General features: G+C 72.0%; 23 protein-coding genes. 12 read left to right on the top strand and 11 right to left on the bottom strand.

Going from position 1 to position 23,655, the window contains the following annotated elements; all coding sequences use genetic code 11:
• Nucleotides 1-121: 121 nt before the first annotated feature.
• From tilS to folE, 4 genes are all read left to right on the top strand, one after another.
• Nucleotides 122-1,234: a tRNA lysidine(34) synthetase TilS gene (gene tilS / locus A3Q37_RS17420; RefSeq protein WP_065485431.1), complete on the top strand. Its 1,113-nt coding sequence runs from the start codon at nucleotides 122-124 to the stop codon at nucleotides 1,232-1,234.
• Nucleotides 1,235-1,341: 107 nt separating this feature from the next.
• Entirely contained in the window at nucleotides 1,342-1,881 is a 540-nt protein-coding gene (hpt, locus tag A3Q37_RS17415; RefSeq protein ID WP_003968263.1) for a hypoxanthine phosphoribosyltransferase, read from the top strand.
• 183 nt (nucleotides 1,882-2,064) lie between these two features.
• Entirely contained in the window at nucleotides 2,065-4,125 is a 2,061-nt protein-coding gene (gene ftsH, locus A3Q37_RS17410) for an ATP-dependent zinc metalloprotease FtsH (protein WP_065485429.1), read from the top strand.
• A gap of 165 nt (nucleotides 4,126-4,290) precedes the next feature.
• A complete protein-coding gene (folE, locus tag A3Q37_RS17405; RefSeq protein WP_065485427.1) occupies nucleotides 4,291-4,896 on the top strand; it encodes a GTP cyclohydrolase I FolE in 606 nt (201 codons plus the stop codon).
• A gap of 66 nt (nucleotides 4,897-4,962) precedes the next feature.
• On the opposite strand, the gene A3Q37_RS17400 is transcribed toward folE, so the two are convergent.
• From A3Q37_RS17400 to A3Q37_RS17375, 6 genes are all read right to left on the bottom strand, one after another.
• Entirely contained in the window at nucleotides 4,963-5,451 is a 489-nt protein-coding gene (locus tag A3Q37_RS17400) for a DUF3180 domain-containing protein (protein ID WP_006125532.1), read from the bottom strand.
• 74 nt (nucleotides 5,452-5,525) lie between these two features.
• Nucleotides 5,526-6,137 carry a 2-amino-4-hydroxy-6-hydroxymethyldihydropteridine diphosphokinase gene (gene folK, locus A3Q37_RS17395; RefSeq protein WP_065485425.1) on the bottom strand — a complete coding sequence of 204 codons (612 nt, stop codon included), beginning with the start codon at nucleotides 6,135-6,137 and terminating at the stop codon, nucleotides 5,526-5,528.
• Nucleotides 6,134-6,493 (bottom strand): dihydroneopterin aldolase, encoded by a 360-nt coding sequence (gene folB / locus A3Q37_RS17390; RefSeq protein WP_010063731.1) that lies wholly within the window; start codon nucleotides 6,491-6,493, stop codon nucleotides 6,134-6,136. The genes folK and folB overlap by 4 nt, the downstream gene beginning before the upstream one ends.
• Before the next feature lie 260 nt (nucleotides 6,494-6,753).
• The gene (locus A3Q37_RS17385; protein WP_065485423.1) at nucleotides 6,754-7,224 is read right to left on the bottom strand and encodes a nuclear transport factor 2 family protein; all 471 of its coding nucleotides are present in this window, start codon (nucleotides 7,222-7,224) and stop codon (nucleotides 6,754-6,756) included.
• On the bottom strand, nucleotides 7,221-8,018 hold the full coding sequence (gene folP / locus A3Q37_RS17380; protein ID WP_065485419.1) for a dihydropteroate synthase: 798 nt from the start codon (nucleotides 8,016-8,018) through the stop codon (nucleotides 7,221-7,223). The genes A3Q37_RS17385 and folP overlap by 4 nt, the downstream gene beginning before the upstream one ends.
• Before the next feature lie 112 nt (nucleotides 8,019-8,130).
• The gene (locus A3Q37_RS17375; RefSeq protein ID WP_065485415.1) at nucleotides 8,131-9,978 is read right to left on the bottom strand and encodes a phosphatidylglycerol lysyltransferase domain-containing protein; all 1,848 of its coding nucleotides are present in this window, start codon (nucleotides 9,976-9,978) and stop codon (nucleotides 8,131-8,133) included.
• A 226-nt stretch (nucleotides 9,979-10,204) separates the two neighbouring features.
• Between A3Q37_RS17375 and A3Q37_RS17370 the strand changes: the two genes are divergently transcribed.
• Nucleotides 10,205-11,335, top strand: coding sequence for an esterase family protein (locus A3Q37_RS17370; RefSeq protein ID WP_065485409.1), 1,131 nt, complete (start codon nucleotides 10,205-10,207; stop codon nucleotides 11,333-11,335).
• A gap of 15 nt (nucleotides 11,336-11,350) precedes the next feature.
• Here A3Q37_RS17370 and A3Q37_RS17365 read toward each other — a convergent pair whose 3' ends face one another.
• On the bottom strand, nucleotides 11,351-12,529 hold the full coding sequence (locus tag A3Q37_RS17365) for an ABC transporter ATP-binding protein (protein ID WP_065485406.1): 1,179 nt from the start codon (nucleotides 12,527-12,529) through the stop codon (nucleotides 11,351-11,353).
• Nucleotides 12,530-12,680: 151 nt separating this feature from the next.
• Here A3Q37_RS17365 and A3Q37_RS17360 point away from each other — a divergent pair, with 151 nt between their 5' ends.
• From A3Q37_RS17360 to A3Q37_RS17345, 4 genes are all read left to right on the top strand, one after another.
• Complete coding sequence (locus A3Q37_RS17360; RefSeq protein ID WP_065485404.1) at nucleotides 12,681-13,418, top strand: ABC transporter permease; 738 nt, start codon at nucleotides 12,681-12,683, stop codon at nucleotides 13,416-13,418.
• Between the two features lie 3 nt (nucleotides 13,419-13,421).
• Nucleotides 13,422-14,096, top strand: a complete 675-nt coding sequence (locus A3Q37_RS17355; protein WP_065485402.1) for an ABC transporter permease — start codon at nucleotides 13,422-13,424, stop codon at nucleotides 14,094-14,096.
• Nucleotides 14,097-14,186: 90 nt separating this feature from the next.
• A complete protein-coding gene (locus A3Q37_RS17350) occupies nucleotides 14,187-15,149 on the top strand; it encodes an ABC transporter substrate-binding protein (RefSeq protein ID WP_065485400.1) in 963 nt (320 codons plus the stop codon).
• A gap of 134 nt (nucleotides 15,150-15,283) precedes the next feature.
• A complete protein-coding gene (locus A3Q37_RS17345; RefSeq protein ID WP_176711439.1) occupies nucleotides 15,284-16,360 on the top strand; it encodes a hypothetical protein in 1,077 nt (358 codons plus the stop codon).
• 38 nt (nucleotides 16,361-16,398) lie between these two features.
• Here the strand turns inward: A3Q37_RS17345 and A3Q37_RS17340 are convergent, their stop codons facing one another.
• A complete protein-coding gene (locus tag A3Q37_RS17340) occupies nucleotides 16,399-17,541 on the bottom strand; it encodes an NADH-quinone oxidoreductase subunit D (RefSeq protein WP_065485396.1) in 1,143 nt (380 codons plus the stop codon).
• A gap of 38 nt (nucleotides 17,542-17,579) precedes the next feature.
• Nucleotides 17,580-18,593 (bottom strand): SAM-dependent methyltransferase, encoded by a 1,014-nt coding sequence (locus A3Q37_RS17335; protein WP_065485394.1) that lies wholly within the window; start codon nucleotides 18,591-18,593, stop codon nucleotides 17,580-17,582.
• 96 nt (nucleotides 18,594-18,689) lie between these two features.
• On the opposite strand from A3Q37_RS17335, the gene A3Q37_RS17330 reads away from it, so the two are divergent.
• Together A3Q37_RS17330 and A3Q37_RS17325 are read left to right on the top strand one after the other, a co-directional pair.
• Nucleotides 18,690-19,892 carry a sensor histidine kinase gene (locus tag A3Q37_RS17330; RefSeq protein WP_065485392.1) on the top strand — a complete coding sequence of 401 codons (1,203 nt, stop codon included), beginning with the start codon at nucleotides 18,690-18,692 and terminating at the stop codon, nucleotides 19,890-19,892.
• Between the two features lie 134 nt (nucleotides 19,893-20,026).
• Nucleotides 20,027-20,701, top strand: a complete 675-nt coding sequence (locus A3Q37_RS17325) for a response regulator transcription factor (protein ID WP_032789129.1) — start codon at nucleotides 20,027-20,029, stop codon at nucleotides 20,699-20,701.
• Between the two features lie 3 nt (nucleotides 20,702-20,704).
• Here A3Q37_RS17325 and A3Q37_RS17320 read toward each other — a convergent pair whose 3' ends face one another.
• Nucleotides 20,705-21,817, bottom strand: coding sequence for a DUF5937 family protein (locus A3Q37_RS17320; protein ID WP_065485390.1), 1,113 nt, complete (start codon nucleotides 21,815-21,817; stop codon nucleotides 20,705-20,707).
• 104 nt (nucleotides 21,818-21,921) lie between these two features.
• Between A3Q37_RS17320 and A3Q37_RS37840 the strand changes: the two genes are divergently transcribed.
• A complete protein-coding gene (locus A3Q37_RS37840; protein WP_079137843.1) occupies nucleotides 21,922-22,113 on the top strand; it encodes a hypothetical protein in 192 nt (63 codons plus the stop codon).
• A gap of 250 nt (nucleotides 22,114-22,363) precedes the next feature.
• On the opposite strand, the gene A3Q37_RS17315 is transcribed toward A3Q37_RS37840, so the two are convergent.
• Nucleotides 22,364-23,527, bottom strand: coding sequence for a low specificity L-threonine aldolase (locus tag A3Q37_RS17315; RefSeq protein WP_065485388.1), 1,164 nt, complete (start codon nucleotides 23,525-23,527; stop codon nucleotides 22,364-22,366).
• Between the last annotated feature and the right edge of the window lie 128 nt (nucleotides 23,528-23,655).

Genomic DNA, 23,655 nt, shown 5'->3' with positions numbered 1-23,655 from the left:
GGGAAGGCGTGCAATGCTCGATGAACAGCTTGCCTCTGTCACCATCGACGCACTCTGAGTGACGGGACTCACGCGTTCCGGCGCTCGACGCTCCTCCCGAACTCCACGAAGGGCACCGGACATGGGTCCCCATCCTGCGGTCGCGGCGATACGCCTGGCGGTCCGCCGCGTACTCCACGACGTCATCACCGAATTCCAGCGGAACGCCGGCCACGACCGGCCCGCCGAAGCGGCCGGGCGCCCCGCGCACGCCGCCCGCTCCCCCTACGCCGAAGCCGGCACCGCGGCCGGCCCCCGCACCGCCCTCCCCGAACGGCCCGGCACCCCCCTCGTCCTCGTCGCCTGCTCCGGCGGCGCCGACTCCATGGCGCTCGCCTCCGCGCTCGCCTTCGAGGCCCGCAAGCTCGACGTCCGGGCCGGCGGCATCACCGTCGACCACAACCTCCAGCCGGGCTCCGGCCTCCGCGCCGCCGAGGTCGTCACCCGGCTCACCGCCATGGACCTCGACCCCGTCGAGGCCGTCGCCGTGCACGTCGGACGCGAGGGCGGCCCCGAGGCCGCCGCCCGCGACGCCCGCTACGCCGCGCTGGACGCCGCCGCCGAACGGCACGGCGCCGCCGCCGTCCTGCTCGGCCACACCCGCGACGACCAGGCCGAGACCGTCCTCCTCGGCCTCGCCCGCGGCTCCGGCATCCGCTCGCTCTCCGGCATGGCCGCCGCCTCCGGACCGGCCGGCCGCTACCGCCGCCCCTTCCTCCAGCTCGACCGGCAGACCGCCCGCAAGGCCTGCCTGGTCCAGTCGATCCCCGTCTGGGACGACCCGCACAACATCGACCCCGCCTACACCCGCTCCCGGCTCCGCCACGAAGGGCTGCCCGCCCTGGAGAAGGCGCTCGGCAAAGGCGTCGTCGAAGCCCTCGCCCGTACCGCCCAGCTCTCCCGCGACGACGCCGACGCCCTGGACACCTGGGCCGCCGAGGCCGAGCTGTCCGTACGCGACGAGACCGGCCGCCTGGAGTGCGCGGGGCTCTACGCCCTGCCCCCCGCCGTACGCCGCCGGGTGCTGCGCCGCGCCCTGATCGAGGCCGGGGCGCCCGCCGGCTCCCTCTTCGCCCGGCACCTCGAAGAAGTCGACCGCCTGATCACCGGGTGGCATGGCCAGCGGGCCATCAACCTGCCCGGCCGCGTCGAGGCGCTGCGGCAGGGTGGCAGACTGGTCATTCGGCAGAGCTGACGCGCGAGCGGCTGAAGTGCAGACGAACCGCCGCCGGCCCGGGCACCCCGGACCGGCGGGCCAGGGCGTCGGCAGCACAGAAAGAGACGTGGGTGAACGAGAAGGACATGGGTACCGACCTTCAGTCGGTGCTCCTCACCAAGGAAGAGATCGACGCGAAGCTCGTCGAGCTGGCCGCGAAGATCGACGCGGAGTACGCGGGCAAGGACCTGCTGATCGTCGGCGTCCTCAAGGGCGCGGTGATGGTCATGGCGGACCTGGCGCGCGCGCTGTCCACCCCCGTCACGATGGACTGGATGGCCGTCTCCTCGTACGGGGCGGGCACCCAGTCCTCCGGCGTCGTGCGGATCCTCAAGGACCTCGACACCGACATCAAGGGCAAGCACGTCCTGATCGTCGAGGACATCATCGACTCCGGACTGACGCTGTCCTGGCTGCTGTCCAACCTGGGCTCCCGGGAACCGGCCTCGCTGGAGGTCTGCACCCTGCTCCGCAAGCCGGATGCCGCAAAGGTCGCGATCGATGTGAAGTGGATCGGTTTCGACATCCCCAACGAGTTCGTCGTCGGCTACGGGCTGGACTACGCGGAGAAGTACCGCAACCTGCCCTTCGTCGGCACGCTGGCCCCGCACGTCTACGGCGGCTGACCGCCGGGCAGGCCACCGGGGAACCCTCACCGCCTCCGGGCCGTTGGAGCTTCGAAAGCAGGTTTCTCCGCTGCACCCAGCGGTCGCTGGTGCCCATGCTGAGGTACCGTCCGAAGAACACTCTTTTCAAACAGCAGCATTTACCTACGGGCAGGAGGGACGGGGCGTCTTCGCTCCGTATGGATGGACGTGAAGCGATACTTCCGTGGGCCGGTCATGTGGATCGTGCTGGCCGTCCTCGCCGTGGTCGTGTTGATGCAGGTCGTCGGCTCGTCGGGCGGCTACAAGACGGTGGACACCGGCAAGGTGATCCAGGCGATCAGCAAGGACCAGGTGGAGCAGGCCAAGCTGACCACCGGTGACGAACAAATCCTCAAGATCGAACTGAAGGACGGCCAGAAGCTCGAAGGCGAGTCCGGCAGCAAGTTCCAGGCGAGCTACATCGGCAACCAGGGCGTCGAGCTCGCCGACACGCTGCAGACGAAGTTCGAGGCGGGTGACATCGAGAAGGGTTACACCGTCTCGCCGTCGAAGCAGTCCCCGTTCGTCTCGATCCTCCTCTCGCTGCTGCCCTTCGTCCTCATCGTGGTCGTCTTCCTGTTTCTGATGAATCAGATGCAGGGCGGCGGTTCCAAGGTCATGCAGTTCGGCAAGTCCAAGGCCAAGCTGATCACCAAGGACACCCCCAAGACGACCTTCGCGGACGTGGCGGGGTCCGACGAGGCCGTCGAGGAGCTCCACGAGATCAAGGAGTTCCTCCAGGAGCCGGCGAAGTTCCAGGCCGTCGGCGCCAAGATCCCCAAGGGCGTCCTGCTCTACGGCCCGCCCGGTACGGGCAAGACGCTGCTCGCCCGCGCCGTCGCCGGCGAGGCGGGCGTCCCGTTCTACTCGATCTCCGGTTCCGACTTCGTCGAGATGTTCGTCGGTGTCGGCGCCTCCCGCGTGCGCGACCTCTTCGAGCAGGCCAAGGCGAACGCCCCGGCGATCGTCTTCGTCGACGAGATCGACGCCGTCGGCCGCCACCGCGGCGCCGGCATGGGCGGCGGCCACGACGAGCGCGAGCAGACGCTCAACCAGCTGCTCGTCGAGATGGACGGGTTCGACGTGAAGGGCGGCGTCATCCTGATCGCCGCCACGAACCGCCCGGACATCCTCGACCCGGCGCTCCTGCGCCCGGGCCGCTTCGACCGGCAGATCGCGGTCGACCGCCCCGACATGCAGGGCCGCCTGGAGATCCTCAAGGTGCACCAGAAGGGCAAGCCCGTCGCGGAGGGCGTCGACCTCGGCGCCGTCGCCCGGCGCACGCCCGGCTTCACCGGCGCCGACCTGTCGAACGTGCTCAACGAAGCGGCGCTCCTGACGGCGCGCAGCGACAAGAAGCTCATCGACAACGAGAGCCTCGACGAGGCGATCGACCGTGTCGTGGCGGGCCCGCAGAAGCGGACCCGGATCATGTCCGAGAAGGAGAAGAAGATCACCGCGTACCACGAGGGCGGACACGCCCTGGTCGCGGCGGCCTCCCCCCAGTCGGACCCGGTCCACAAGATCACGATCCTCTCCCGCGGCCGCGCCCTCGGTTACACGATGGTGCTCCCGGAGGAGGACAAGTACTCCACGACCCGCAACGAGATGCTCGACCAGCTGGCGTACATGCTGGGCGGGCGCGCGGCCGAGGAGCTGGTCTTCCACGACCCGACGACCGGTGCGGCGAACGACATCGAGAAGGCCACGGCGACGGCCCGCGCGATGGTCACGCAGTACGGCATGACGGAGCGTCTCGGCGCGATCAAGTTCGGTGGCGACAACTCGGAGCCCTTCCTGGGCCGCGAGATGGGCCACCAGCGCGACTACTCGGAAGAGGTCGCGGCCCTGGTCGACGAGGAGGTCAAGAAGCTCATCGAGACCGCCCACAACGACGCGTGGGAGATCCTCGTCGAGAACCGCGACATCCTCGACGCCCTGGTGCTCGAACTGCTGGAGAAGGAGACGCTCGGCAAGGACGAGATCGCCGAGATCTTCGCCCCCATCGTCAAGCGCCCCGCCCGCCCGGCCTGGACCGGTTCCGCCCGACGCACCCCGTCGACGCGCCCCCCGGTCCTCTCGCCCAAGGAACTGGCCCTCACCAACGGCAGCGCCAACGGCTCGGCCACCCCGCCGGAGATCGCCCCGACGGCGGACCTGACCAAGGACATCGCCCCGTCCACCGAGACGATCCCCGAGGACCGTCCGGACAACAACGGCTAGTCCGCGCTCCACGCCAGGTGAGACGCCCGTCACGGGCCGCCGCACCGGTCCCGGAATGCACGCCGCGCCCCCCAGGTTCTAGCCTGTGGGGGCGCGGCTTTTCCGTATGCCTGCGAGGTCCGAGCGCAATCCGCGCATCGGACAGCACAGAGGAACGAGGCACAGATGACCGACCCGGTGACGCTGGACGGCCAGGGTTCGATCGGCGAATTCGACGAGAAGCGGGCCGAGGCAGCCGTACGCGAACTGCTCCTCGCCGTCGGCGAGGACCCGGACCGCGAGGGCTTGCGGGAGACGCCGGGGCGGGTGGCGCGGGCGTACAAGGAGATATTCGCGGGCCTGTACCAGCAGCCCGAGGACGTCCTGACGACCACGTTCGACCTGGGTCACGACGAGATGGTGCTGGTCAAGGACATCGAGGTGTTCTCGACCTGTGAACATCACCTGGTGCCGTTCAGGGGCGTCGCGCACGTCGGCTACATCCCCGCCTCCACCGGCAAGATCACCGGCCTGTCCAAGCTGGCCCGGCTGGTCGACGTCTACGCCCGCCGCCCGCAGGTCCAGGAGCGGCTGACGACCCAGGTCGCCGAGTCCCTCATGTCGATCCTGGAGCCGCGCGGCGTCATCGTCGTCGTCGAGTGCGAGCACATGTGCATGTCGATGCGCGGGATCCGCAAGCCGGGCGCGAAGACCCTGACCTCCGCGGTGCGCGGCCAGCTCCGCGACCCCGCGACCCGCGCCGAGGCGATGAGCCTCATCATGGCGAGCTGACGCCCAGGAGTATGCGAGAGGGGCCCGGCTGCCGCGGACGCGCGGCAGCCGGGCCCCTCTCGTGCGTTACGCCGCCGCCGTGCCCGTGCCGTCGTGGTCGTTGCCGTCCTCCGGGAGGCGGCAGACGCGTTCCAGGAAGAGGGCTGCCGCGATGACGCCGATGCCGGCGATGACCGCCGCGCCCGCGTAGATGGCCTGGTCGCGGCGGGGCGGGATGTCCAGGTAGCTCAGGAGGAAGACGCCGGTGCCGCCGTAGACTCCGGCGACCAGGGCGGCGACCAGGGCGCTGGCCTGGCCGAAGACGACCGCGCGGGCCGCGAACAGGGGCTCGACGCCCTTGGCGCCGGGGCGGCGTTCGCGTTGGGCGCGGAGGCGGGTGCGGGTGGAGAGGGCGGTCGCGAGGAGGATCACCGCGATCACGGCGAGCACGATCGACGCGGCCAGCGGGACGCTCGGCAGGGTGCCGAAGGAGTCCCAGAGGCGGGCCCCGCCCCAGGAGAGGACACCGGCGGCGGCGAAGAGGCCCGCCAGTACCCCGAGCCGTAGTTGCTTCACCGAGTGAGCCGCCCTTCGCGCCGCCTGTGCCCGGTCCGGCCGTGCGCCGGACCACCGTCCGTCGAGCCTAACGATTACTCCGGCAGGCGCAGTTCCAGGTCGGCGCGGGGCAGCACGCTGTCGCGGCCGACCTGCGCGAGGAGCTGGGCCACCGGCCCCGCGCCGGGCAGCTGGGCCTCGGGGTCCATGTCGTGCCAGGGGGCGAGGACGAAGGCCCGCTCGTGGGCGCGCGGGTGGGGGAGCGTGAGCACCGGGTCGTCGGAGAGGACGTCGGCGTACGACACGATGTCGACGTCGATGGTCCGCGGGCCCCAGCGCTCCTCGCGGACCCGGTCGAAGGCCTCCTCGACGGCCTGGCCGCGCTCCAGCAGGGAGGCGGGGGGCAGCGTCGTCTTCACGAGGATGACCGCGTTGAAGTACGACGGCTGGCTGTCCGCCTCGACGCCCCAGGGCTCCGTCTCGTACACCGGGGAGACGGCCTTGACCCGCAGGCCCGGGGTGTCCTCCAGGGCGTCGACGGCCCCCTGGAGCGTCTCCAGGCGGTTGCCCAGGTTGGAGCCGAGGGAGATCACGGCCATCTTGGGGTTGGAGAGCGTGACGTCGGCGGCGTCCACCTGCCGGACGACGGCGGTCGGAACCGGCTGTACGGTCGGGTCGCTCTGCCCTTCGGTGGAAAATGCAGTCATGCTCGGCTCCGGGTGATGGTGATGGTCACGTCGTCGAAGGGGACGGTGATCGGAGCGTCCGGCTTGTGCACCACGACCTCGACCTCCTGGACGCCTTCGTGCTTCAGGCACTGCTGGGCGATGCGCTCGGCGAGCGTCTCGATCAGATCCACCGGTTCGCCCGTCACCACGTCGACGACCTCCTCGGCCACCACGCCGTAGTGCACGGTGCGGGCCAGGTCGTCGGCGGCTGCCGCGGGGCGGGTGTCGAGGCCGAGCACCAGGTCGACGATGAAGGTCTGGCCCTCTTCCCGCTCCCGGGGGAAGACGCCGTGGTGCCCACGGGCCTTGAGGCCGCGCAGCGCGACACGATCCACGCGAATCACTCCTGCTGTCGTTGGTCGAGAGGCACCCGGCCGCGTGCGGGCGGCGGGACGCTTCTTTCGAATCTACCCGCGCGCACCGACAGGGTTGCCCCGCGGGGGGCCACGGACGGGGCCCCACAGGGGTGATACCCGCCGGACGAGCGGCGCACCTGTGCGAGTGAACCCGGTCTTCATCACATGCGCCGCGTGGCCGGGCGCCCCAGCGCTTCGCGGCTGATCTCCGCACCACCTCGTCCGGCCAGGAGGACGGCTCAGGACGACGGCTCCTCGTCGTCCTCGTCGGACTCCGTGAGGACGGGCGACCCGTGGTGGGACCAGAGCTTCCAGCCGTCGTCGGTGCGCCGGAACACGTTCGTCGCGACGACCAGCTGGCCCACCAGCGGGCCCAGCGCGTTGCCCTCCTCGGCGGGGCCGCCGCTGAGGATGTTCTCGGTGCAGGTGACCAGGGCGGTGTCGCCGGTCATCGCGATGTTGACGTCGGTCAGGAAGAACTGGATGTACTCGGTGTTCGCCATGATCAGGGCGTAGCTGCGCAGCACCTCGCCCCGCCCCGTGAGCACCGGCCAGCCGGGGTGGACGCAGGAGACGGTGAGGTCCTCGCCGGGCAGCCAGCGGGCGGACAGGTCCTCGTGGTCGCCGCGTTCCAGCGCCTCGTAGTAGGCGGTGTTGGCCGCCTCGACCTCCGCGATGTCGGCGGCGGCCTGTGCGTGCTCCTCGTTCACGCGGCTCCCTCGACCGCGCGGGCGACGCGGACCGCGTCGGCGGTGGCCCGCACCTCGTGGACCCGGACCGCCCAGGCGCCGGCCTGCGCGGACAGGGCGGAGACGGCGGCGGTGGCCGCGTCGCGTTCGCGGGCGGGCGGCGGGGAGCTGCCCGGGCCGGCCAGGACATGGCCGAGGAAACGCTTGCGGGAGGCGGCCACCAGCAGCGGGCGGCCCAGGGCGTGCAGCTCGGCCAGGTGCGCGACGAGCGTCAGGTCGTGGGCGGCGTCCTTCGCGAAGCCGAGGCCGGGGTCGATCACGACGCGTTCCGGGGCGACCCCGCCCGCGATCACCGCGTCCATCCGCCGCCGCAGCTCGTCGAGGACCTCGGCGACGACGTCCCCGTACACCGCGCGGCTGTTCATCGACTCGCTGAAGCCGCGCCAGTGCATCACGACGAACGGGACCTCGGCGGCGGCGACGGCCGGGATCATGTCCGGGTCGGCGAGGCCGCCGCTGACGTCGTTGACCAGGGCGGCCCCGGCGGCGACGGCCCGCTCGGCGACGCGGGCGCGCATGGTGTCCACGGAGACGGTGACGCCCTCGGACGCCAGGCCGCGCACGACCGGGATCACCCGGCGCAGCTCCTCGTCCTCGTCCACCCGGCTGGCGCCGGGGCGGGTCGACTCGCCGCCCACGTCCACCAGGTCCGCGCCCTCGGACACCAGGTGCAGGCCGTGTTTGACCGCGGCGGTGGTGTCGAACCAGCGGCCGCCGTCGGAGAAGGAGTCGGGCGTCACGTTGACGACCCCCATGACCGCGCAGCGGTCCCACTCCGGCAGCCCTCGGACCGTGCCCCGCGTGCGTGACGTACTCATACGACCAGACTAGGGCGTGCCGGACCCGCCGTGGCCGCCGTACGACGGCTCACGCCGCGCTCACCTCGTGCTCCGGGCGGGAACGCGCGGTGTGACCGCAGGGGCGGGGTGCGCGCGGCCGGAACGGGCGGGGCAGCGAGAGGTTCACGAAGCCCTCCGCGCGCATCGCCGCGATCCCGATGCGGGGCAGGTCCCGGCTGGTGCGGAAGACCACGAAGCGGGGCTCCCAGCGGGGCTTGAACTTGGCGTTGAACTTGTACAGCGACTCGATCTGGAACCAGCGCGAGAGGAAGATCAGCAGCCCGCGCCAGCAGCGCAGCACCGGTCCCGCGCCGAGCCGCTCGCCGCGGGCCAGCGCCGAGCGGAACATCGCGAAGTTCAGCGAGACCCGCTCGACGCCGAGCTTCCCGGCGGCCTGGAGGGAGGCGACGATCAGGAGCTCGTTCATGCCGGGGTCGGCCGAGCGGTCGCGCCGCATCAGCTCCAGGGACATCCCGTCCCGCCCCCACGGTACGAAGTGGAGTACGGCCTTCAGGTCGCCGCCCGGGGAGTCCTCCGCACCGGAGCCGGGCAGATGGGCGGTGGCGATCACGCAGTCGCCGTCGGCCGGGTCGCCGATCCGGCCGAGCGCCATGGAGAAGCCGCGTTCGGTGTCGGTGCCGCGCCAGTCGGCGGCGGCGCGGCGGATCCGGTCCAGTTCGGCGTCGCCGATGTCACGCGCCCGCCGGACCCGGGTCTCGTAGCCGCCGCGTTCGATGCGCTTGACCATCTGCCGCACGTTCCGCATGGCCCGTCCGGCGAGGGAGAAATCCGCCACGTCGACCACCGCTTCGTCGCCCAGCTCCAGGGCGGTGAGCCCGGTCTCGCGGGTCCAGACCTGGCCGCCGGTCTCGCTGCACCCCATCACGGCCGGTGTCCAGGAGTGCGCCCGGGCCTCGTCCATGAAGCGCTCGATCGCGCCCGGCCAGGCCTCCACATCGCCGATGGGGTCGCCGCCGGCCAGCATCACCCCGGAGACGACCCGGTAGCAGACGGCCGCCTTGCCGCTGGGGGAGAAGACGACGGCCTTGTCGCGGCGGAGCGCGAAGTGGCCGAGCGAGTCCCGGCCGCCGTGCCGCTCCAGCAGCTCCCGCAGCCGGCTCTCGTCGTCCTCGGTGAGGCGGGCCGCCGGGTGTTCGGGGCGGAAGGCGAGATAGACGGTGGTGACGGCGGTCAGCAGGCCGAGCGCGCCCAGCGAGTACGCCACGGTCCAGCTGGTGCTCCCCGCGTAGTCGACGGGGCCCTCGACGCCGAACAGGCCGTACAGCACGTGCTGGAGGCGGTCGGCGATGGACGGGTCGCCGACGACCCGGCCGGGGTGGACGCTGACGATGATCAGCCCGAGCCCCAGCGAACCGGCGCCGAGCAGCACGAAGTTGGCGAGCGCCCGCCAGCGGCTGCGCGGGTCGGGCAGCGCCCGGAACTGGTCGCGGTGGCGCACCAGCAGCCAGCAGAGCGTCAGCGAGACGAGCACCCCGATGACCGAGTGGCGGTACGCGAACTGGGCCGCGGCCCCCACGGGCAGCAGGACCACCGCCGCCCGCCAGGCCCGCCGCTTGTGCCGCTTCAGCCCGTGGGCGAGCAGGAGCAGCAGCATGCCCGCGCTGAGCGAGAGGGCGGCGGCGAACGGGCCGAGCGCCCCGGGGAGCACTTCGGCGAGGGTGTGCATCCGGCTGTGCCGGAAGCGGGGGAAGACCCCGGCGGTGACGTCGATCAGCCCGACGACGGTGCAGGCGGTACCGACGAGGGCCGGTACGGCCGCGGGCCGCGGGCCGCGCAGCACCCGGCGTACGCCGCGCATCGCCCGCGTCCGGCGCGGAACCGATACCGACTTATCCCCATCTAGCGTGACAGACATCGTTTCCCGTGGCTTCGCGAGAGATTCTCTTGGGTCCGTCCGCGGGCCGGGCCCGGCGGACGATGTGCGCCCTTTAGGACGTGGGCCGGTGGGCCAGGGTTCACCCGCATTCCGGAAATTTACCCGCTTCCGGTCGGCCGGCCCCCGGTTCGTCGGCCGCCCGGCCCCCCCGGTTGGGCGGTCGCCCGGCCCCGGTCAAGGTCAAGGTCTCGGAGAAAGCTCACTCATGGGTCTCACCAGCACAGCAGTTCTGGCGGTCGTGGCGGCGCTGGCCGTCGCACTGTTCGCCGCCACGGTCCGGTTCTGGCCGCGGCTGGCCCGGCCCGGCGCGGCCGCGGTGTCGGGCCGGATCGGGCTGCTGCTGGCGACCCAGCTGACGCTGTTCGCCGCGGTGGGCCTGGCGGCCAACAACGCCTTCCTCTTCTACGGTTCCTGGGCCGACCTCTTCGGGCAGAAGCAGGAGCTGGGCGTCGTCACCGATCACGCGGACGGGGAGGCGGGCGCGGCCGGCTCCCGGAACATGGCGCGCGTCGGCACCCAGCACCCGGACGTGCCGGGCGGGCGGGTGCCCTCCGTCGGCGGGCGGATCGACAAGGTGGTGATCTCGGGGCGCAGGTCGGGCATCGACTCCCCGGCATACGTCTATCTGCCGCCGGAGTACTTCCACGGCGCGCACGCCGGGCGGACGTTCCCGGCGGCCGTGGTCCTCACCGGCTACCCGGGCACGGCGGAGAACCTGCTGAAGGGGCTGCGCTACCCGCAGACCGCGCATGACCTGGTGAAGGCGGGGAAGGCCCGGCCGATGGTCCTGGTGATGCTGCGGCCGACGGTCGCGCCGCCCCGGGACACCGAGTGCGTGGACATCCCCGGGGGCCCACAGACCGAGACGTTCTTCGCGAAGGACCTCCCGGAGGCGATCACGGGGTCCTACCGGGTCGGGAAGGAGGCCCGCGACTGGGGCATCATCGGCAACTCCACCGGCGGCTACTGCGCGTTGAAGATCGGGCTGCACCACCCGGACCGGTACGCGGCGAGCGCCGGGCTCTCCGCGTACTACAAGGCCGCCGAGGACCCGACGACAGGCGATCTGTTCCACGGGAGGCAGGAGCTGCGCGACCGCGCGGACCTGCTGTGGACCCTGGAGAACCGGCCGCCGTCCGGCGGTTCGTTCCTGGTGACGACGTCCCGGCAGGGCGAGGACAACCTCGGGAGCACGATGAAGTTCATCGAGAAGGTGAAGGAGCCCGCGAAGGTGTCGTCCATCGTGCTCGACAGCGGCGGGCACAACTTCACGACCTGGCGGCGGGAGATCCCGCCGGCCCTGGAGTGGCTGAGCGCCCGGCTCGGCGAGGGCTGAACCGGCCAGGGCCCCTCATGCGGTGGTGATGCTCGCCACCGTCTCCACCGCGACCTCCGCGCGCGGTACGTCCTGGGCGTCGGCGTCGATCGAGCGGCGCAGGGCCTCGTGCAGCCGGGCCGGGGTCAGCACGCCGAGGAAGCGGCCCTCGCTCTCCTTGTCGATGACCGCGATCCACCCCGCGTCGTGCTGGAGCATGGTGGCGAACGCCTGCTTGAGGGGTGCGCCGAGCGGCAGCCAGGACTCCATCCGGCGGGCGTGCTCGCGGACGGTGCCCTTCGCGGTCGCGGCGGTCGCGTCGGCGGGGATCCAGCCGTGCAGGTTGTCCCGGCCGTCCAGGACGACCGCCCAGCGCGCGCCCTCGGCCCTGAGCCGTTCGGTGGCCGCGGCCAGCGGGTCGTCGAGGTGGACGACCGGCGGCTGGTCGAGGTCGCTCTCCTCGATGGGCGTCACCGAGAGCCGCTTCAGCCCGCGGTCCGCGCCGACGAAGTCGGCCACGTACGGGGTGGCGGGGGCGCCGAGCACGGTGGCCGGGGAGTCGAACTGCTCGATGCGGCCCTGCCCGTAGACGGCGATGCGGTCGCCGAGGCGGACGGCCTCCTCGATGTCGTGCGTGACGAACAGCACGGTCTTACGGACCTGGGCCTGGAGTTTCAGGAATTCGTTCTGGAGGCGTTCGCGGACGACCGGGTCGACCGCCCCGAAAGGCTCGTCCATCAGGAGAACGGGCGGATCTGCGGCCAATGCGCGGGCCACACCGACGCGTTGGCGCTGACCGCCGGAAAGCTGTTCCGGATAGCGGTCACCATAAACGGACGGATCGAGTCCGACGAGGTCGAGGAGTTCGGCGGCGCGTTCGCGTCCCTTTCCGCGCTTCCAGCCCAGCAGATGGGGAACGGTCGCGGTGTTCTCCAGCACCGTCCTGTGCGGGAAGAGTCCCACCTGCTGGATCACATAGCCGATGCGGCGGCGCAGTCGGACGGGGTCGATGGTGGATATGTCGTCCCCGTCGAGGAATATCCCGCCCTCGGTCGGTTCGATCAGCCGGTTCACCATCTTCATGGTGGTCGTCTTGCCGCATCCGGAAGGTCCGACGAGCGTGACCAGTTCACCCTCGGCGACCTCGAAGGAAAGGTCGTCGACGGCGGTGGTGCCATCGGCGTACCGCTTGGTGACGTGCTCGAAACGGATCATGGTTCCCCATTGTGGAGGGCGTTTCGTGAAGGGCATGTTGCCGGAATGCGACAGCCCTCCGCGATTGTCAGTGGTCGAGGATAGGCTCGCCAGTCATCAGTTCGATCCGCGGTGATCGGGGCAGACGAGGGAAAGCAGGAGGTGGGGGCGGATGGCCGAGCAGAGCTGCCTGGTGACGAACGACTGGATCTGCGGGGAGTATCTGCGCTCCCGCGGCCAGGAGTTGACCGACGCGACCGTGCAGCACATCGGGATCACGGTGGTCTCGGTGCTGATCGGGCTCGCGGTGGCCTTTCCGCTGGCGCTGCTCGCCCGCCGGGGCCCGCGCTTCGCCGCCCCGGTGCTCGGGCTGACGACCGTGCTCTACACCGTGCCCTCGCTGGCGATGTTCTCGCTGCTGCTGCCCCTGTTCGGGCTGTCGGCCGCGCTCGTGGTGACGGGGCTTGTGCTGTATTCGCTGACCATCCTCGTACGCAACATCCTGGCCGGGCTCGCGGCGGTGCCGCAGGAGGCCAAGGACGCCGCCCGCGGCATGGGGTACGGGCCGGCCCGGCTGCTGTGGGAGGTGGAGCTTCCGCTGGCGCTGCCCGCGGTGATGGCGGGGCTGCGGATAGCCACCGTGTCGACGGTCGCGCTGACCACGGTCGGCTCGCTCGTCGGCAAGGGGGGCCTCGGCAATCTCATCGAGGACGCGCTGCCCAGCTTCTTCAAGGCCCAGGTGCTCGCCGCCTCGGTGCTGTGCGTGCTGCTCGCGGTGGTGGCGGACCTGCTGCTGCTCGGCCTCCAGCGGCTGCTGACGCCCTGGACCCGGATATCCGGGGCGGCGAAGGCCGCCCCGGCGAAGACGGACGCGGGACCGCCCGCCCCGGCGACAGTGGAGGTGGGCTGACCCGTGGGAGTCATCGGCGACGCCTGGACCTGGCTCACCACCGGGGCCAACTGGTCGGGCGACGGCGGGGCCGCGCACCGGCTCGGCGAGCATCTGTACGTCAGCGGGGTCGCCCTCGCGGTGGCCTGCGCGATCGCCCTGCCGATCGCCCTGTATCTGGGGCACATCGGCAAGGGCGGCGCGCTCGCGGTGAACCTCGCCAACATGGGGCGGGCCGTCCCGGTCTTCGCGGTGCTGGCCCTGTTCATGGTCACGTCCCTGCGCAACTCGGGGTACTGGCCCACGATCATCGCGCTGGTCCTGTTCGCGGTGCCGCCGCTGCTGACCAACGCCTATGTCGGCATGCGGGAGGTGGACCGGGCCGTGGTGGAGGCCGCGCGCGGCATGGGGATGTCGGGCGGGCAGCTCTTCGTCCGGGTCGAGCTGCCGCTCGCCTACCCGATGATCATGACCGGGCTGCGGTCCGCCGCCGTCCAGGTCGTGGCCACCGCGTCGATCGCCGCGATGGTCGGCCTCGGCGGTCTCGGCCGGATCATCACCGCCGGGTTCAACACCTACGACACCGCGCAGGTCTTCGCGGGCGCGGTCCTGGTCGCCGGGCTCGCCCTGGTCGTGGAGGGCGTGCTGGTGGGCCTCGACCGGCTGCTGTCCCCGCTGCGCCGCCGCAGGCCCGCGTGAGCGTCCCGCAGCACCCTCGTTTCCGATCACCTCGTTTCTGACTCACCTTTCTTCTGGTCACTTTTCTTCTGTTCGGACGGAGAACAACACATGAGCAGGACCTCGCGGATAGCCGGAGCGGTCATCGGCATGGTGGCGCTGGCCGGGTCGCTCGCGGCCTGCGGCGGCGACAGCCTGGAGAAGGAGAAGGGCGGCTCCGGCTCCTCGGCCGGCGGCGGCAAGAAGGGGACCCTGGTCGTCGGGTCGGCCTCCTTCACCGAGTCCAAGGTGCTCGCCGAGCTGTACGCCCAGGTCCTCGACGACGCCGGGTACAGCACCTCGGTCACCACGGTGAAGAACCGTGAGCTGTACGAGCCCTCGGTGGAGAAGGGCGAGATCGACGTCGTACCGGAGTACGCGGCCACGCTCGCCGAGTTCCTCAACGCCAAGGTCAACGGGGCCGACGCCGAACCGGTGGCCTCCGGGGACGTCGACGCCACGGTCTCCGCGCTGAAGAAGCTCGCCGAGCCGCTGGGTCTCACGGTCCTCCCGGCCGGAAAGGCCGTGGACCAGAACGCCTTCGCGGTGTCCAAGGAATTCGCCGAGAAGAACAGCCTCAAGACGCTTTCCGATCTCGGGAAGTCGAAGCTGAAGGTGAAGATCGCGGCGGGCGACGAGTGCGAGGAGCGGCCGTTCTGCGCACCCGGTCTGAAGAAGACGTACGGCATCGACGTCACCGGGATCGACCCCAAGGGCGTCGGCACCCCGGTGTCCAAGCAGGCCGTCCGGGACGGCAAGGTCCAGCTGGTTCTGACGACCACCACGGACGCGGTGATCGACGGGCTGGTGTTCCTGGAGGACGACAAGAAGCTCCAGAACGCGGACAACGTCCTTCCCGTGCTGAATACCAAGGACGCGGGCGACCCGGAGATCGCCGACGCCCTCGGCAGGATCACCGCCGCGCTCACCACGGAAGACCTCGCCGAGCTGAACCGGAAGGTCGACGCCGAGCGCGCCAAGCCGGCCGATGTGGCCAAGGAGTATCTGGAGTCGAAGAACCTGATCAAGAAGTAGCGCCCGATCCCGGAGAACCCGGCCCCGGAGAAAAGGTCCGGGAGGCGTGACTTGGGGAGCCGTGAGGTAACCGGCGGGGAACAGATTGCCGGGCGGCTCCCCAAGTGGCCCGCACACACGGTAAATTTCAGGCCATGCCACGTGGACGCCACCGCCATTCGCCGCCTCTCCACAGAATCCTGCCGCCCTCCGTGGTGGCGGGCGTGTCGGTCGTCGGCGCCGCCGGCGCCTGGCTGCTGGCCGAACCCGTCGCCCTGCGCGGCCTGGTGGCCGCCGTCGCGGCCGCCGCCGTGACCGGCGCGTATCTGATGCGCAGCTGGGACCGGGCCGCGGGGCTGCGGGTCGCCGAGCTGACCCGGGCCCGCGCCAGTGACGAATGGCGGGCCGAGGAGCGGATAGCCGAGCTGGAGCAGGATCTGGAGGAGTCGCGCGAGCTGCGCACCCGTCTGGAGACCAAGCTCCGGCGCAAGCGGGTGGAGCTCGCGGGGCTGCGCGGCGAGCACGCCGGGCTGCTCCGCCGTTACGCCAACGCCGAGACCGAGCGGGCCAGCGCGCTGGAGGGCCGCAGGCAGCTCGCCATCGAGGCCGCGGCCCCCAAGGAGCTGCTGCCCGCGCGGTCCACGCCGACCCCCGAGTCGTACCGGCGCGCGGACGAGGCCCTGATGAACCTCACGCGGAACGCGGCGCTCCAGGAGACCCGCCGCACGGTGGAGGCGGTCCGGCAGCGCCAGCTCGCCGTCGCCGAGCGGCACCGGGATGCGGAGGCGGAGAGCCCGGAGGGGAAGCAGGCGGCGGCCACCGGGGCGGGCGAGCACCGGGACCACCAGGACGGCCGCCCTTCGACCACCCCGCCCGCCCCGGCCCCCGACGCCGCCGCCCTTCCGAAGGCGAAGACCCCGGCCTCCATCGCTCCGGTGCGGGTGCCGCGCGCGATCCCGGCCGCCTCGGCCGTCGTCCCGTACGCCGCACGCCGCCAGCCGGCCCCCCAGGGGAACTTCGACTTCTTCGGCGCCCAGAACGCCCGGAAGGCGAACGCCGCGATCGAGTCCGTGCAGAACGAGGACCTCGCGGACGTCGTCGGCGAGGAGGCGCTCGCCGCCCACCGCACGGGTGCCGTGGACAACCGGGCCGTCGGCAAGGTCATCGACCTCACCGCGCACGACGAGACCGAGCAGATCGACGTGGCGCAGCTGCGCGGCGCGGTGTCCTGACGCGGCAGGCCCCGCTACTTGCCGATCTACTTGCCGAGCTACTTGTCGATGTCGCCGACGACGAAGAACAGCGACCCCAGGATCGCCACCATGTCGGCGACCAGGGTGCCCGGCAGCAGCTCGGTGAGCGCCTGGATGTTGTTGAACGAGGCGGAGCGCAGCTTCAGCCGGTAAGGCGTCTTCTCGCCCTTGGACACCAGGTAGTAGCCGTTGACGCCGAGCGGGTTCTCCGTCCAGGCGTAGGTGTGGCCCTCGGGGGCCTTGAGCACCTTGGGCAGCCGCTGGTTGACCGGCCCCGGCGCCAGCTCGGCCATCCGGTCCAGACAGGCGTCCGCCAGGTCCAGGGAGTTGAGGGTCTGCTCCAGCAGGCACTCGAAGCGGGCCAGGCAGTCGCCCTCGGGCCTGGTCACCACCTTCAGGGTGTCCCGCAGCTCCCCGTACGCGAGATACTGCTCGTCGCGCCGCAGATCGAAGTCGACGCCCGAGGCGCGGGCGATCGGCCCCGACACCCCGTACGCGTGCACCGCTTCGGCGGACAGCACGCCCACGTCGCGCGTACGGCCCCGGAAGATCTCGTTGCCGAGGACGAGGTTCTCGTACACGTCCATACGGGAGCGGACGGAGGCGACGGCGTCCCGGACCCGGCCGGTCCAGCCCGCCGGGATGTCCTCCTTCAGGCCCCCGACCCGGTTGAACATGTAGTGCATCCGCCCGCCGGAGACCTCCTCCATCACCGCCTGGAGCTCCTCGCGCTCCCGGAAGGCGTGGAAGACCGGGGTGATGCCGCCGAGTTCGAGGGGGTAGGAGCCGAGGAACATCAGATGGTTGAGGACCCGGTTCAGCTCGGCGAGCAGCGTCCGCGTCCACACGGCGCGCTCGGGGACCTCCATGCCGAGCATCCGCTCGACGGCCATCACGACGCCCAGCTCGTTCGAGAACGCGGAGAGCCAGTCGTGGCGGTTGGCCAGCATGACGATCTGCCGGTAGTCACGGGCCTCGAACAGCTTCTCCGCGCCCCGGTGCATATAGCCGATGACCGGCTCCGCGTGCTGGACGCGCTCGCCGTCCAGCACGATCCGCAGCCGGAGGACCCCGTGCGTCGAGGGGTGCTGGGGACCGATGTTGAGCACCATGTCGGTGCTCTCCGCCGCTCCGCCGATGCCGATCGTCGTCTCCGTCATGCGGGACAGTATTCCCTGCGGCCGCGGTGCGAGGGCGGTCACCCGGGTTCCGGCAGCCCCACCCGGTGCAGCAGCCAGCCGAAGTCGCCGAGGCCGCCGCGCGCGGTCAGCTCCGCCGCCTCGCCCGCCGCCGCCAGTGCGCGTACATACCCCGCCGGATCGGTGGTGGCGAGGCTCAGCGGCGGCCGGTCGCCGCCGACGCCGAGGCGGCGCAGCGCCTCCCGCTGCCCGGTCAGCTCGGTGCTCGCGCCGGTCCCGGCCTCCGCGACCGCCTCCGTGGCCGCCGCCGCGCAGGCGTCCAGCGCCACGTGCGCGGTCAGATCGCAGGAGCCGTCCGGCACCGGGCGCACCTCGCGCCCGCCCCGGAAACCGGTCAGCGTCCCGAAGGGCGGGCGGGCGCCCCGTACATGCGCGTAGTCCACCGCCACCGCGAGCCCTGCGGTCAGCGAACCCACCGCCCCGGCCCAGGCCGTGTCCCGGGGGCGGCCGATCTCCGCCCGCTCGCCCGGCGCGGACAGCGGCCACCAGCGCTCCAGCCACGCGGCGTCCGCCCCGGCAACAGGATCACCCAGGCGCTCCGCACCGTCCGAGGCCCGCACCCGGACGTACCGGGGAACACCCTCCGCGTCCGTCTCCGCCACCTCCACCGGAACGTTGTCCAGCCACTCGTTGGCGAACAGCAGCCCGGTGACCCCGGCCGGCGGTTCGGCGCACCACTCGATCCGGGGATCCAGCCCCGGCGGCCGGCCGGCGACCTCGACGGCGTACGGGGCCACATCCAGTCCCTCCGGCAGCGCGGCCAGCACTCCGGTCAACAGCTCGCCGCGCCCCGCGCCCACATCGACCAGCGCGACCGTTCCGGTGTCCAGCTCCCGGGCGATTCCGGTCAACAGCCGGGCCACCGCCGTCGCGAAGAGCGGCGAGGCGTGCACCGACGTACGGAAGTGGCCCGCAGGCCCCTCCGGGCTCCGCGCCGGGCTGCGATAAAAGCCCTCATCCCCGTACAGAGCGGCCTGAGCCGCCTCCCGCCAACCGCGCCACTCGTCCGTCACGTAGGCAAGTCTCCACCTTGGGGAGTACGGTCCCAGGACCCGGATCGACCCTCCGGTTGACCCGGGCACCGATCCCCTGTCCCTACGCTTAGTCACGTGCAGCGCCTCTACGACTTCATCCGCAGACACCCGACGGGCGTCGACGTCTTCTGGGCCGTCGTCCTCCTCGGGCTCTCCGGCATGTCGCTGTTCTCGGGCATGTACGACACCGGGCGCGAGGAGATCGTCGCGGTCCCGGTCGTGCTGGGGCTCTCCACCGTCGTGGCGCTGCGCCGCAAGGCCCCCGAGAAGATGCTGCTGCTCGCCATCCTGGTGGGCGTCGTGCAGCTGGTGTTCGGTGTCCGGCCGGGCATCGGGAACTTCGCGATGCTGGTGATCACCTACACGGTGGCCACGGTCGGCGAGCGCTGGGCGTCCCGGCTCGCCCTGGTGTGCAGCCTGAGCGCGGCGGCCCTGTCCCAGCTGCGGTGGGAGGCCGAGCCCGGGGGCTCCGTGCCCCAGGTGATCTTCGTGACGGTCATCATGACCGTGCCGTTCGTGCTGGCCTGGGTGCTGGGGGACTCGCTGCGGACCCGGCGCGCCTATTTCGACCAGCTGGAGGAGCGTGCCGCCCGGCTGGAGCGGGAACGCGAGGCGCAGTCCAAGGTCGCCGTCGCCGCCGAGCGGGCCCGGATCGCCCGGGAGCTGCACGACGTCGTCGCGCACAACGTGTCCGTGATGGTCGTCCAGGCCGACGGCGCCGCCTATGTCATGGACACCGCCCCCGACCAGGCCAAGCAGGCCCTGGAGACCATCTCCGGCACCGGCCGCCAGGCGCTCGCGGAGATGCGGCGGCTGCTCGGGGTGCTGCGGACGGGTGACGCCCCGGAGAGCGGGGAGTACGTCCCCCAGCCCGACGTCGAACAGATCGAGGACCTGGTCGCGCAGGTGCGGCAGACCGGCCTGGAGGTCGACTTCAAGGTCGAGGGTACCCCGCGTCCGCTGCCCAGCGGCGTGGAGCTGACCGCGTACCGCGTGGTGCAGGAGGCCCTGACGAACACCCGCAAGCACGGCGGCCCCGACGCCGGGGCCAGCGTCCGGCTGGTCTACTTCGACGACGGCCTCGGGCTGCTGATCGAGGACGACGGCCGGGGCGCGGCGCACGAGCTGTACGAGGACGGCGGCGCGGACGGCGCGGGGCACGGGATGATCGGGATGCGGGAGCGGGTCGGCATGGTCGGCGGCACCCTGGACGCGGGGCCCCGGCCCGGCGGCGGATTCCGGATCAGCGCGCTGCTGCCGCTGAAGCCCCCGGGCTGACGGACTCCCTCGACCACGCCCGCCCGATCGATTCGGACGCGCCCGACCGACCCGACCACGCCCGACCGATGCGACCCCGACCGACCCGACCCCGACCGACTGACCGATCCAGGACAGGACACGTTCCCATGACCATGGCGATCCGCGTGATGCTCGTCGACGACCAGGTGCTGCTGCGGACCGGCTTCCGGATGGTGCTCGCCGCCCAGCCGGACATGGAGGTCGTCGCCGAGGCCGGGGACGGGGCGGAGGCGATCGAGATGCTGCGGTCCACCGCCGTGGACGTGGTCCTGATGGACGTCCGCATGCCCCGGCTGGACGGCGTCGAGGCGACCCGCCGCATCTGCGCGCAGCAGGACCCGCCGAAGGTGCTCATCCTGACCACCTTCGACCTCGACGAGTACGCGTTCTCCGGGCTGAAGGCGGGAGCCAGCGGCTTCATGCTCAAGGACGTGCCGCCCGCCGAGCTGCTCGCCGCGATCCGTTCGGTGCACAGCGGCGACGCGGTCGTCGCCCCGTCCACCACCCGCCGGCTGCTCGACCGCTTCTCGCCGATGCTGCCCAGCGGCGAGAAGGAACCGAAGAACAAGCACATCGGCAAGCTCACCGAACGCGAACGCGAAGTCATGCTCCTGGTCGCCCAGGGCCTCTCCAACGGCGAGATCGCGGCCCGCCTGGTGCTCTCCGAGGCCACGGTCAAGACGCACGTCGGCCGCATCCTCACCAAGCTGAACCTCCGCGACCGGGTCCAGGTCGTCGTCCTCGCCTACGAGACGGGCCTGGTCCGGGCCGGCGGCGGCGCGGGCTGAGGCTCAGCGCAGGACGCCCTCCAGGAAGTCGCTGCCGAGCCGGGCGACAACCGTCAGGTCCAGCTGGTGCAGGACGTAGCGGCCCCGGCGGCGCGTGGTGACCAGGCCCGCCTTCTTGAGCACCGAGAGGTGGCGGGAGACCTCGGGCGCGGTGATGCTGTGCGACTCGGCGAGTTCACCGGTGGTGTACGGGGAGCGGGCCAGGTTGCGGCACAGCCGCATCCGCATGGGGTGGGCCAGGGCCTCCATCCGGCGCTGGAGCTGCTCCACGGAGGCGGGCGACGGCAGGTCGGGCAGATGGACCGGGTAGTGGATCACCGGGCGCCAGTGGTGGGCGTGCAGCACGGTCAGGTGCGGCCAGCCGAAGCTGGTGGGGACGAGGGTGAGCCCGAGGCCGACCTCCGGGGCGACGGCGGTGGTCCGGCCCTCGGTCAGCTTGTCGACGGTGATCCGGCCCGCGTCCTCGTCCAGCGTCACGGCGGCGGACACCGCCCCGATCGCGTCGGCGAGCCCCTTGCGGCGCAGCAGCTCCGTCTTGTGCCGGGCGTCGGCGACCAGCTGGACGGAGACCCGCCGCCAGGTGTCGGCGAAGAACGCCTGGTCGCAGTCCTCCAGGAGCCGCCTGATCCATCCGCGTACGGAGACGGGGTCGGCCAGCAGCCGCTTGGTGAACTCCACCTGGCGCGGGCCGCGCGCCGCCGCCATGTCCAGGACCCGGGCCCGCATCCCCGGGTCCGCCAGCGGTGACGGGGCGTCGGCCCCGTACATGCTGGAGCAGGTGAACTCGGTGGCCGCGGTGACGAACCGTTCGTCGTCGAGCCGGTCCAGGATGTCCAGGTCCTCCGCGAGGGTCGCCCCGGTCCTGCCGTCGCCGCCGCGGATGCCGGAGAACGGCAGGAAGATGTCGGCGAAGGTGTTCCGCCAGAGGAACTCCGCCTCCAGCAGCCGGTCCGCGAGATCGGGCTCCAGGCCCGCCGCGGTCGCGGTGGTCCAGCCGTGCAGCCCCGGATGGTGACCGGGCTCGGAGAGCGCATGCAGGGCGAGCCCCAGCTCGGCGAGGGGAGAAGTCGCGAAGACGACGTGGTCGGCGGGCAGTCCCGCGATGTCTATGTGCACGCTCACCCCTCCATAGTGGGGGTACGGTCCCGGGCCCGACGTTTCGATTGACGGGGCCCGTCAATCGACGCGCGGGCTCGCGGCGAGCTGCGCAGGCTGAAGTCATGGACGCCATCCAGCAGCACCTGCTCGACACGTACCGCGCGGCCCAGCGGTCGGAGCCCGCGCCGCCGCCCCCGGGCCGCCACGACCGCGCGGTCCTGAGAGCCCTGTACCGCCACTGGCTCACACACCCACCGACACCCCGCCCCGTCACTTCCAGCCCACCCGGCCCACCCAGCCCGTCCGGCGTTTGAGGACGGAACCGTGAAGCCGGGGGTCCCGCACTGGACAAGACCCCGGCATCTCCAGCCCGCCCGGCGCTTGAGGAAGGACCCGAGCTCACCCAGCCCGTCCGGCGCTTGAGGACGGAACCGTGGAGCCGGGGGTCCCGCACCGGACAGGCACCCGCATCTCCAGCCCGTCCGGCGCTTGAGGACGGAACCCCGAGGCCCGGGGCCCCGCACCGAACAGGCCCCCCGCCCGGGCAGCCCGAAGGCTCCGCCCCTACGCGAGCCCCCGCACCAACCCCACAAACCCCGCCACCGCACCCCGCACATCCCCCGCCGACCACTCCAGCCCCGCACCCCCCACCGTCACCTCCGTGAACGAGACCCCCGGCGGCAGCCCCGCCCCGCCCGTCCCCGCGAACCAGCGCCGGAACAGGGCCACCCCCGTCTCCTCCGCCTGCCGCACCGACGCCTCGTCCAGCACCTCCGTCCCGTACGGCAGCCAGACCTGGAACTGGTGCGTGTGCGGCGGCTCCGGATGCACCCGGAACCACGGCACCCCCGCCGCCGCGAACCCCTCCGCCAGCGCCCCCGCCACCACCTTCGCGTGGGCCACGTACGACGGCAGCCGCGGCAGCTCCCGCTCCAGGCCGATCAGCGCGGACAGCGCCGCCGGGAACTGCTGGAAGAGCTGGCCCCCGTACCGGTGACGCCACACCCGCGCCTCCTCCACCAGCGTCGAGGGCCCCGCCAGCACCGCCCCGGACAGCCCGTCCAGGGACTTGTAGAACGACACGTACACGCTGTCCGCGAGACCCGCGATCTCCGACAGCTCCCGCCCGAAGTGCGGGCCGCACTCCCACAGCCGCGCCCCGTCGAAGTGGACGACCGCGTCCCGCTCCCGGGCCGCCTCCACCACCGCCGTCAGCTCCGCCCAGGACGGCAGGACGAACCCCGCGTCCCGCAACGGCAGCTCCAGCATCAGCGTGCCGAACGGCTCCGGGAACTCCCGGATCTCCTCCGCGTCCGGCAGCCGGGGCGCCGACGTCGGATGCACCGTGCGCAGCCCGCTCACCACCCCCAGCGCCCCGCCCTCGTGCACCTCCGGGTGGGACAGCGGGTGCAGCGCCACCGTCGCGTTGCCCGTACGCCCCGCCCAGCACCGCAGCGCCACCTGCTGGGCCATCGTCCCGGTCGGGAAGAACGCCGCCGCCTCCATCCCCAGCACCTCGGCCGTCCGCCGCTCCAGATCGGCGACGACCCCGCCCCCGTACACATCGGTGCAGTCGGCCGGATCGTGTACGGACGGGGCGTCGGCGGCCAGCGCCGCCAGCCGTTCGCCCAGCGTGCCGTCCGCGCCCACCCGGGCCAGCACCCGTCGCGCGCCCCGCCACGCCATCAGCCTGCGCCGCCGCTGCTCCTGCTCATTCATGGTCGCCATGGGACGATCATCACCCGGACCTCCGGCGGCGCGCCCGCGCAATTCCGTCCCGCCCGGAAAGTTATCCACAGGCTGTGGGCAGGGGCAGGGCTTCCCCGAAACGCTGGCGTAGCATGCAGAGAAGTCGT

Source organism: Streptomyces sp. PTY087I2 (assembly GCF_001687325.1).
Classification (GTDB): domain Bacteria; phylum Actinomycetota; class Actinomycetes; order Streptomycetales; family Streptomycetaceae; genus Streptomyces.
The sequence above is the reverse complement of the archived record's forward strand: the minus strand, read 5'-3'. Positions and strand labels throughout refer to the sequence as shown.

Bases quoted from the DNA above. Each gene is read 5' to 3' on its own strand.
- tilS (WP_065485431.1), top strand. From the start codon at position 122: ATGGGTCCCCATCCTGCGGTCGCGGCGATACGCCTGGCGGTCCGCCGC.
- A3Q37_RS17375 (WP_065485415.1), bottom strand. From the start codon at position 9,978: ATGTCTGTCACGCTAGATGGGGATAAGTCGGTATCGGTTCCGCGCCGG.
- A3Q37_RS17325 (WP_032789129.1), top strand. From the start codon at position 20,027: ATGGCGATCCGCGTGATGCTCGTCGACGACCAGGTGCTGCTGCGGACC.
- A3Q37_RS37840 (WP_079137843.1), top strand. From the start codon at position 21,922: ATGGACGCCATCCAGCAGCACCTGCTCGACACGTACCGCGCGGCCCAG.
- A3Q37_RS17365 (WP_065485406.1), bottom strand. From the start codon at position 12,529: ATGATCCGTTTCGAGCACGTCACCAAGCGGTACGCCGATGGCACCACC.
- A3Q37_RS17340 (WP_065485396.1), bottom strand. From the start codon at position 17,541: ATGACGGAGACGACGATCGGCATCGGCGGAGCGGCGGAGAGCACCGAC.
- A3Q37_RS17345 (WP_176711439.1), top strand. From the start codon at position 15,284: ATGCCACGTGGACGCCACCGCCATTCGCCGCCTCTCCACAGAATCCTG.
- hpt (WP_003968263.1), top strand. From the start codon at position 1,342: ATGGGTACCGACCTTCAGTCGGTGCTCCTCACCAAGGAAGAGATCGAC.
- A3Q37_RS17360 (WP_065485404.1), top strand. From the start codon at position 12,681: ATGGCCGAGCAGAGCTGCCTGGTGACGAACGACTGGATCTGCGGGGAG.
- folE (WP_065485427.1), top strand. From the start codon at position 4,291: ATGACCGACCCGGTGACGCTGGACGGCCAGGGTTCGATCGGCGAATTC.
- folP (WP_065485419.1), bottom strand. From the start codon at position 8,018: ATGGGGGTCGTCAACGTGACGCCCGACTCCTTCTCCGACGGCGGCCGC.
- ftsH (WP_065485429.1), top strand. From the start codon at position 2,065: ATGGACGTGAAGCGATACTTCCGTGGGCCGGTCATGTGGATCGTGCTG.
- A3Q37_RS17350 (WP_065485400.1), top strand. From the start codon at position 14,187: ATGAGCAGGACCTCGCGGATAGCCGGAGCGGTCATCGGCATGGTGGCG.
- A3Q37_RS17370 (WP_065485409.1), top strand. From the start codon at position 10,205: ATGGGTCTCACCAGCACAGCAGTTCTGGCGGTCGTGGCGGCGCTGGCC.
- folK (WP_065485425.1), bottom strand. From the start codon at position 6,137: ATGACTGCATTTTCCACCGAAGGGCAGAGCGACCCGACCGTACAGCCG.
- A3Q37_RS17315 (WP_065485388.1), bottom strand. From the start codon at position 23,527: ATGGCGACCATGAATGAGCAGGAGCAGCGGCGGCGCAGGCTGATGGCG.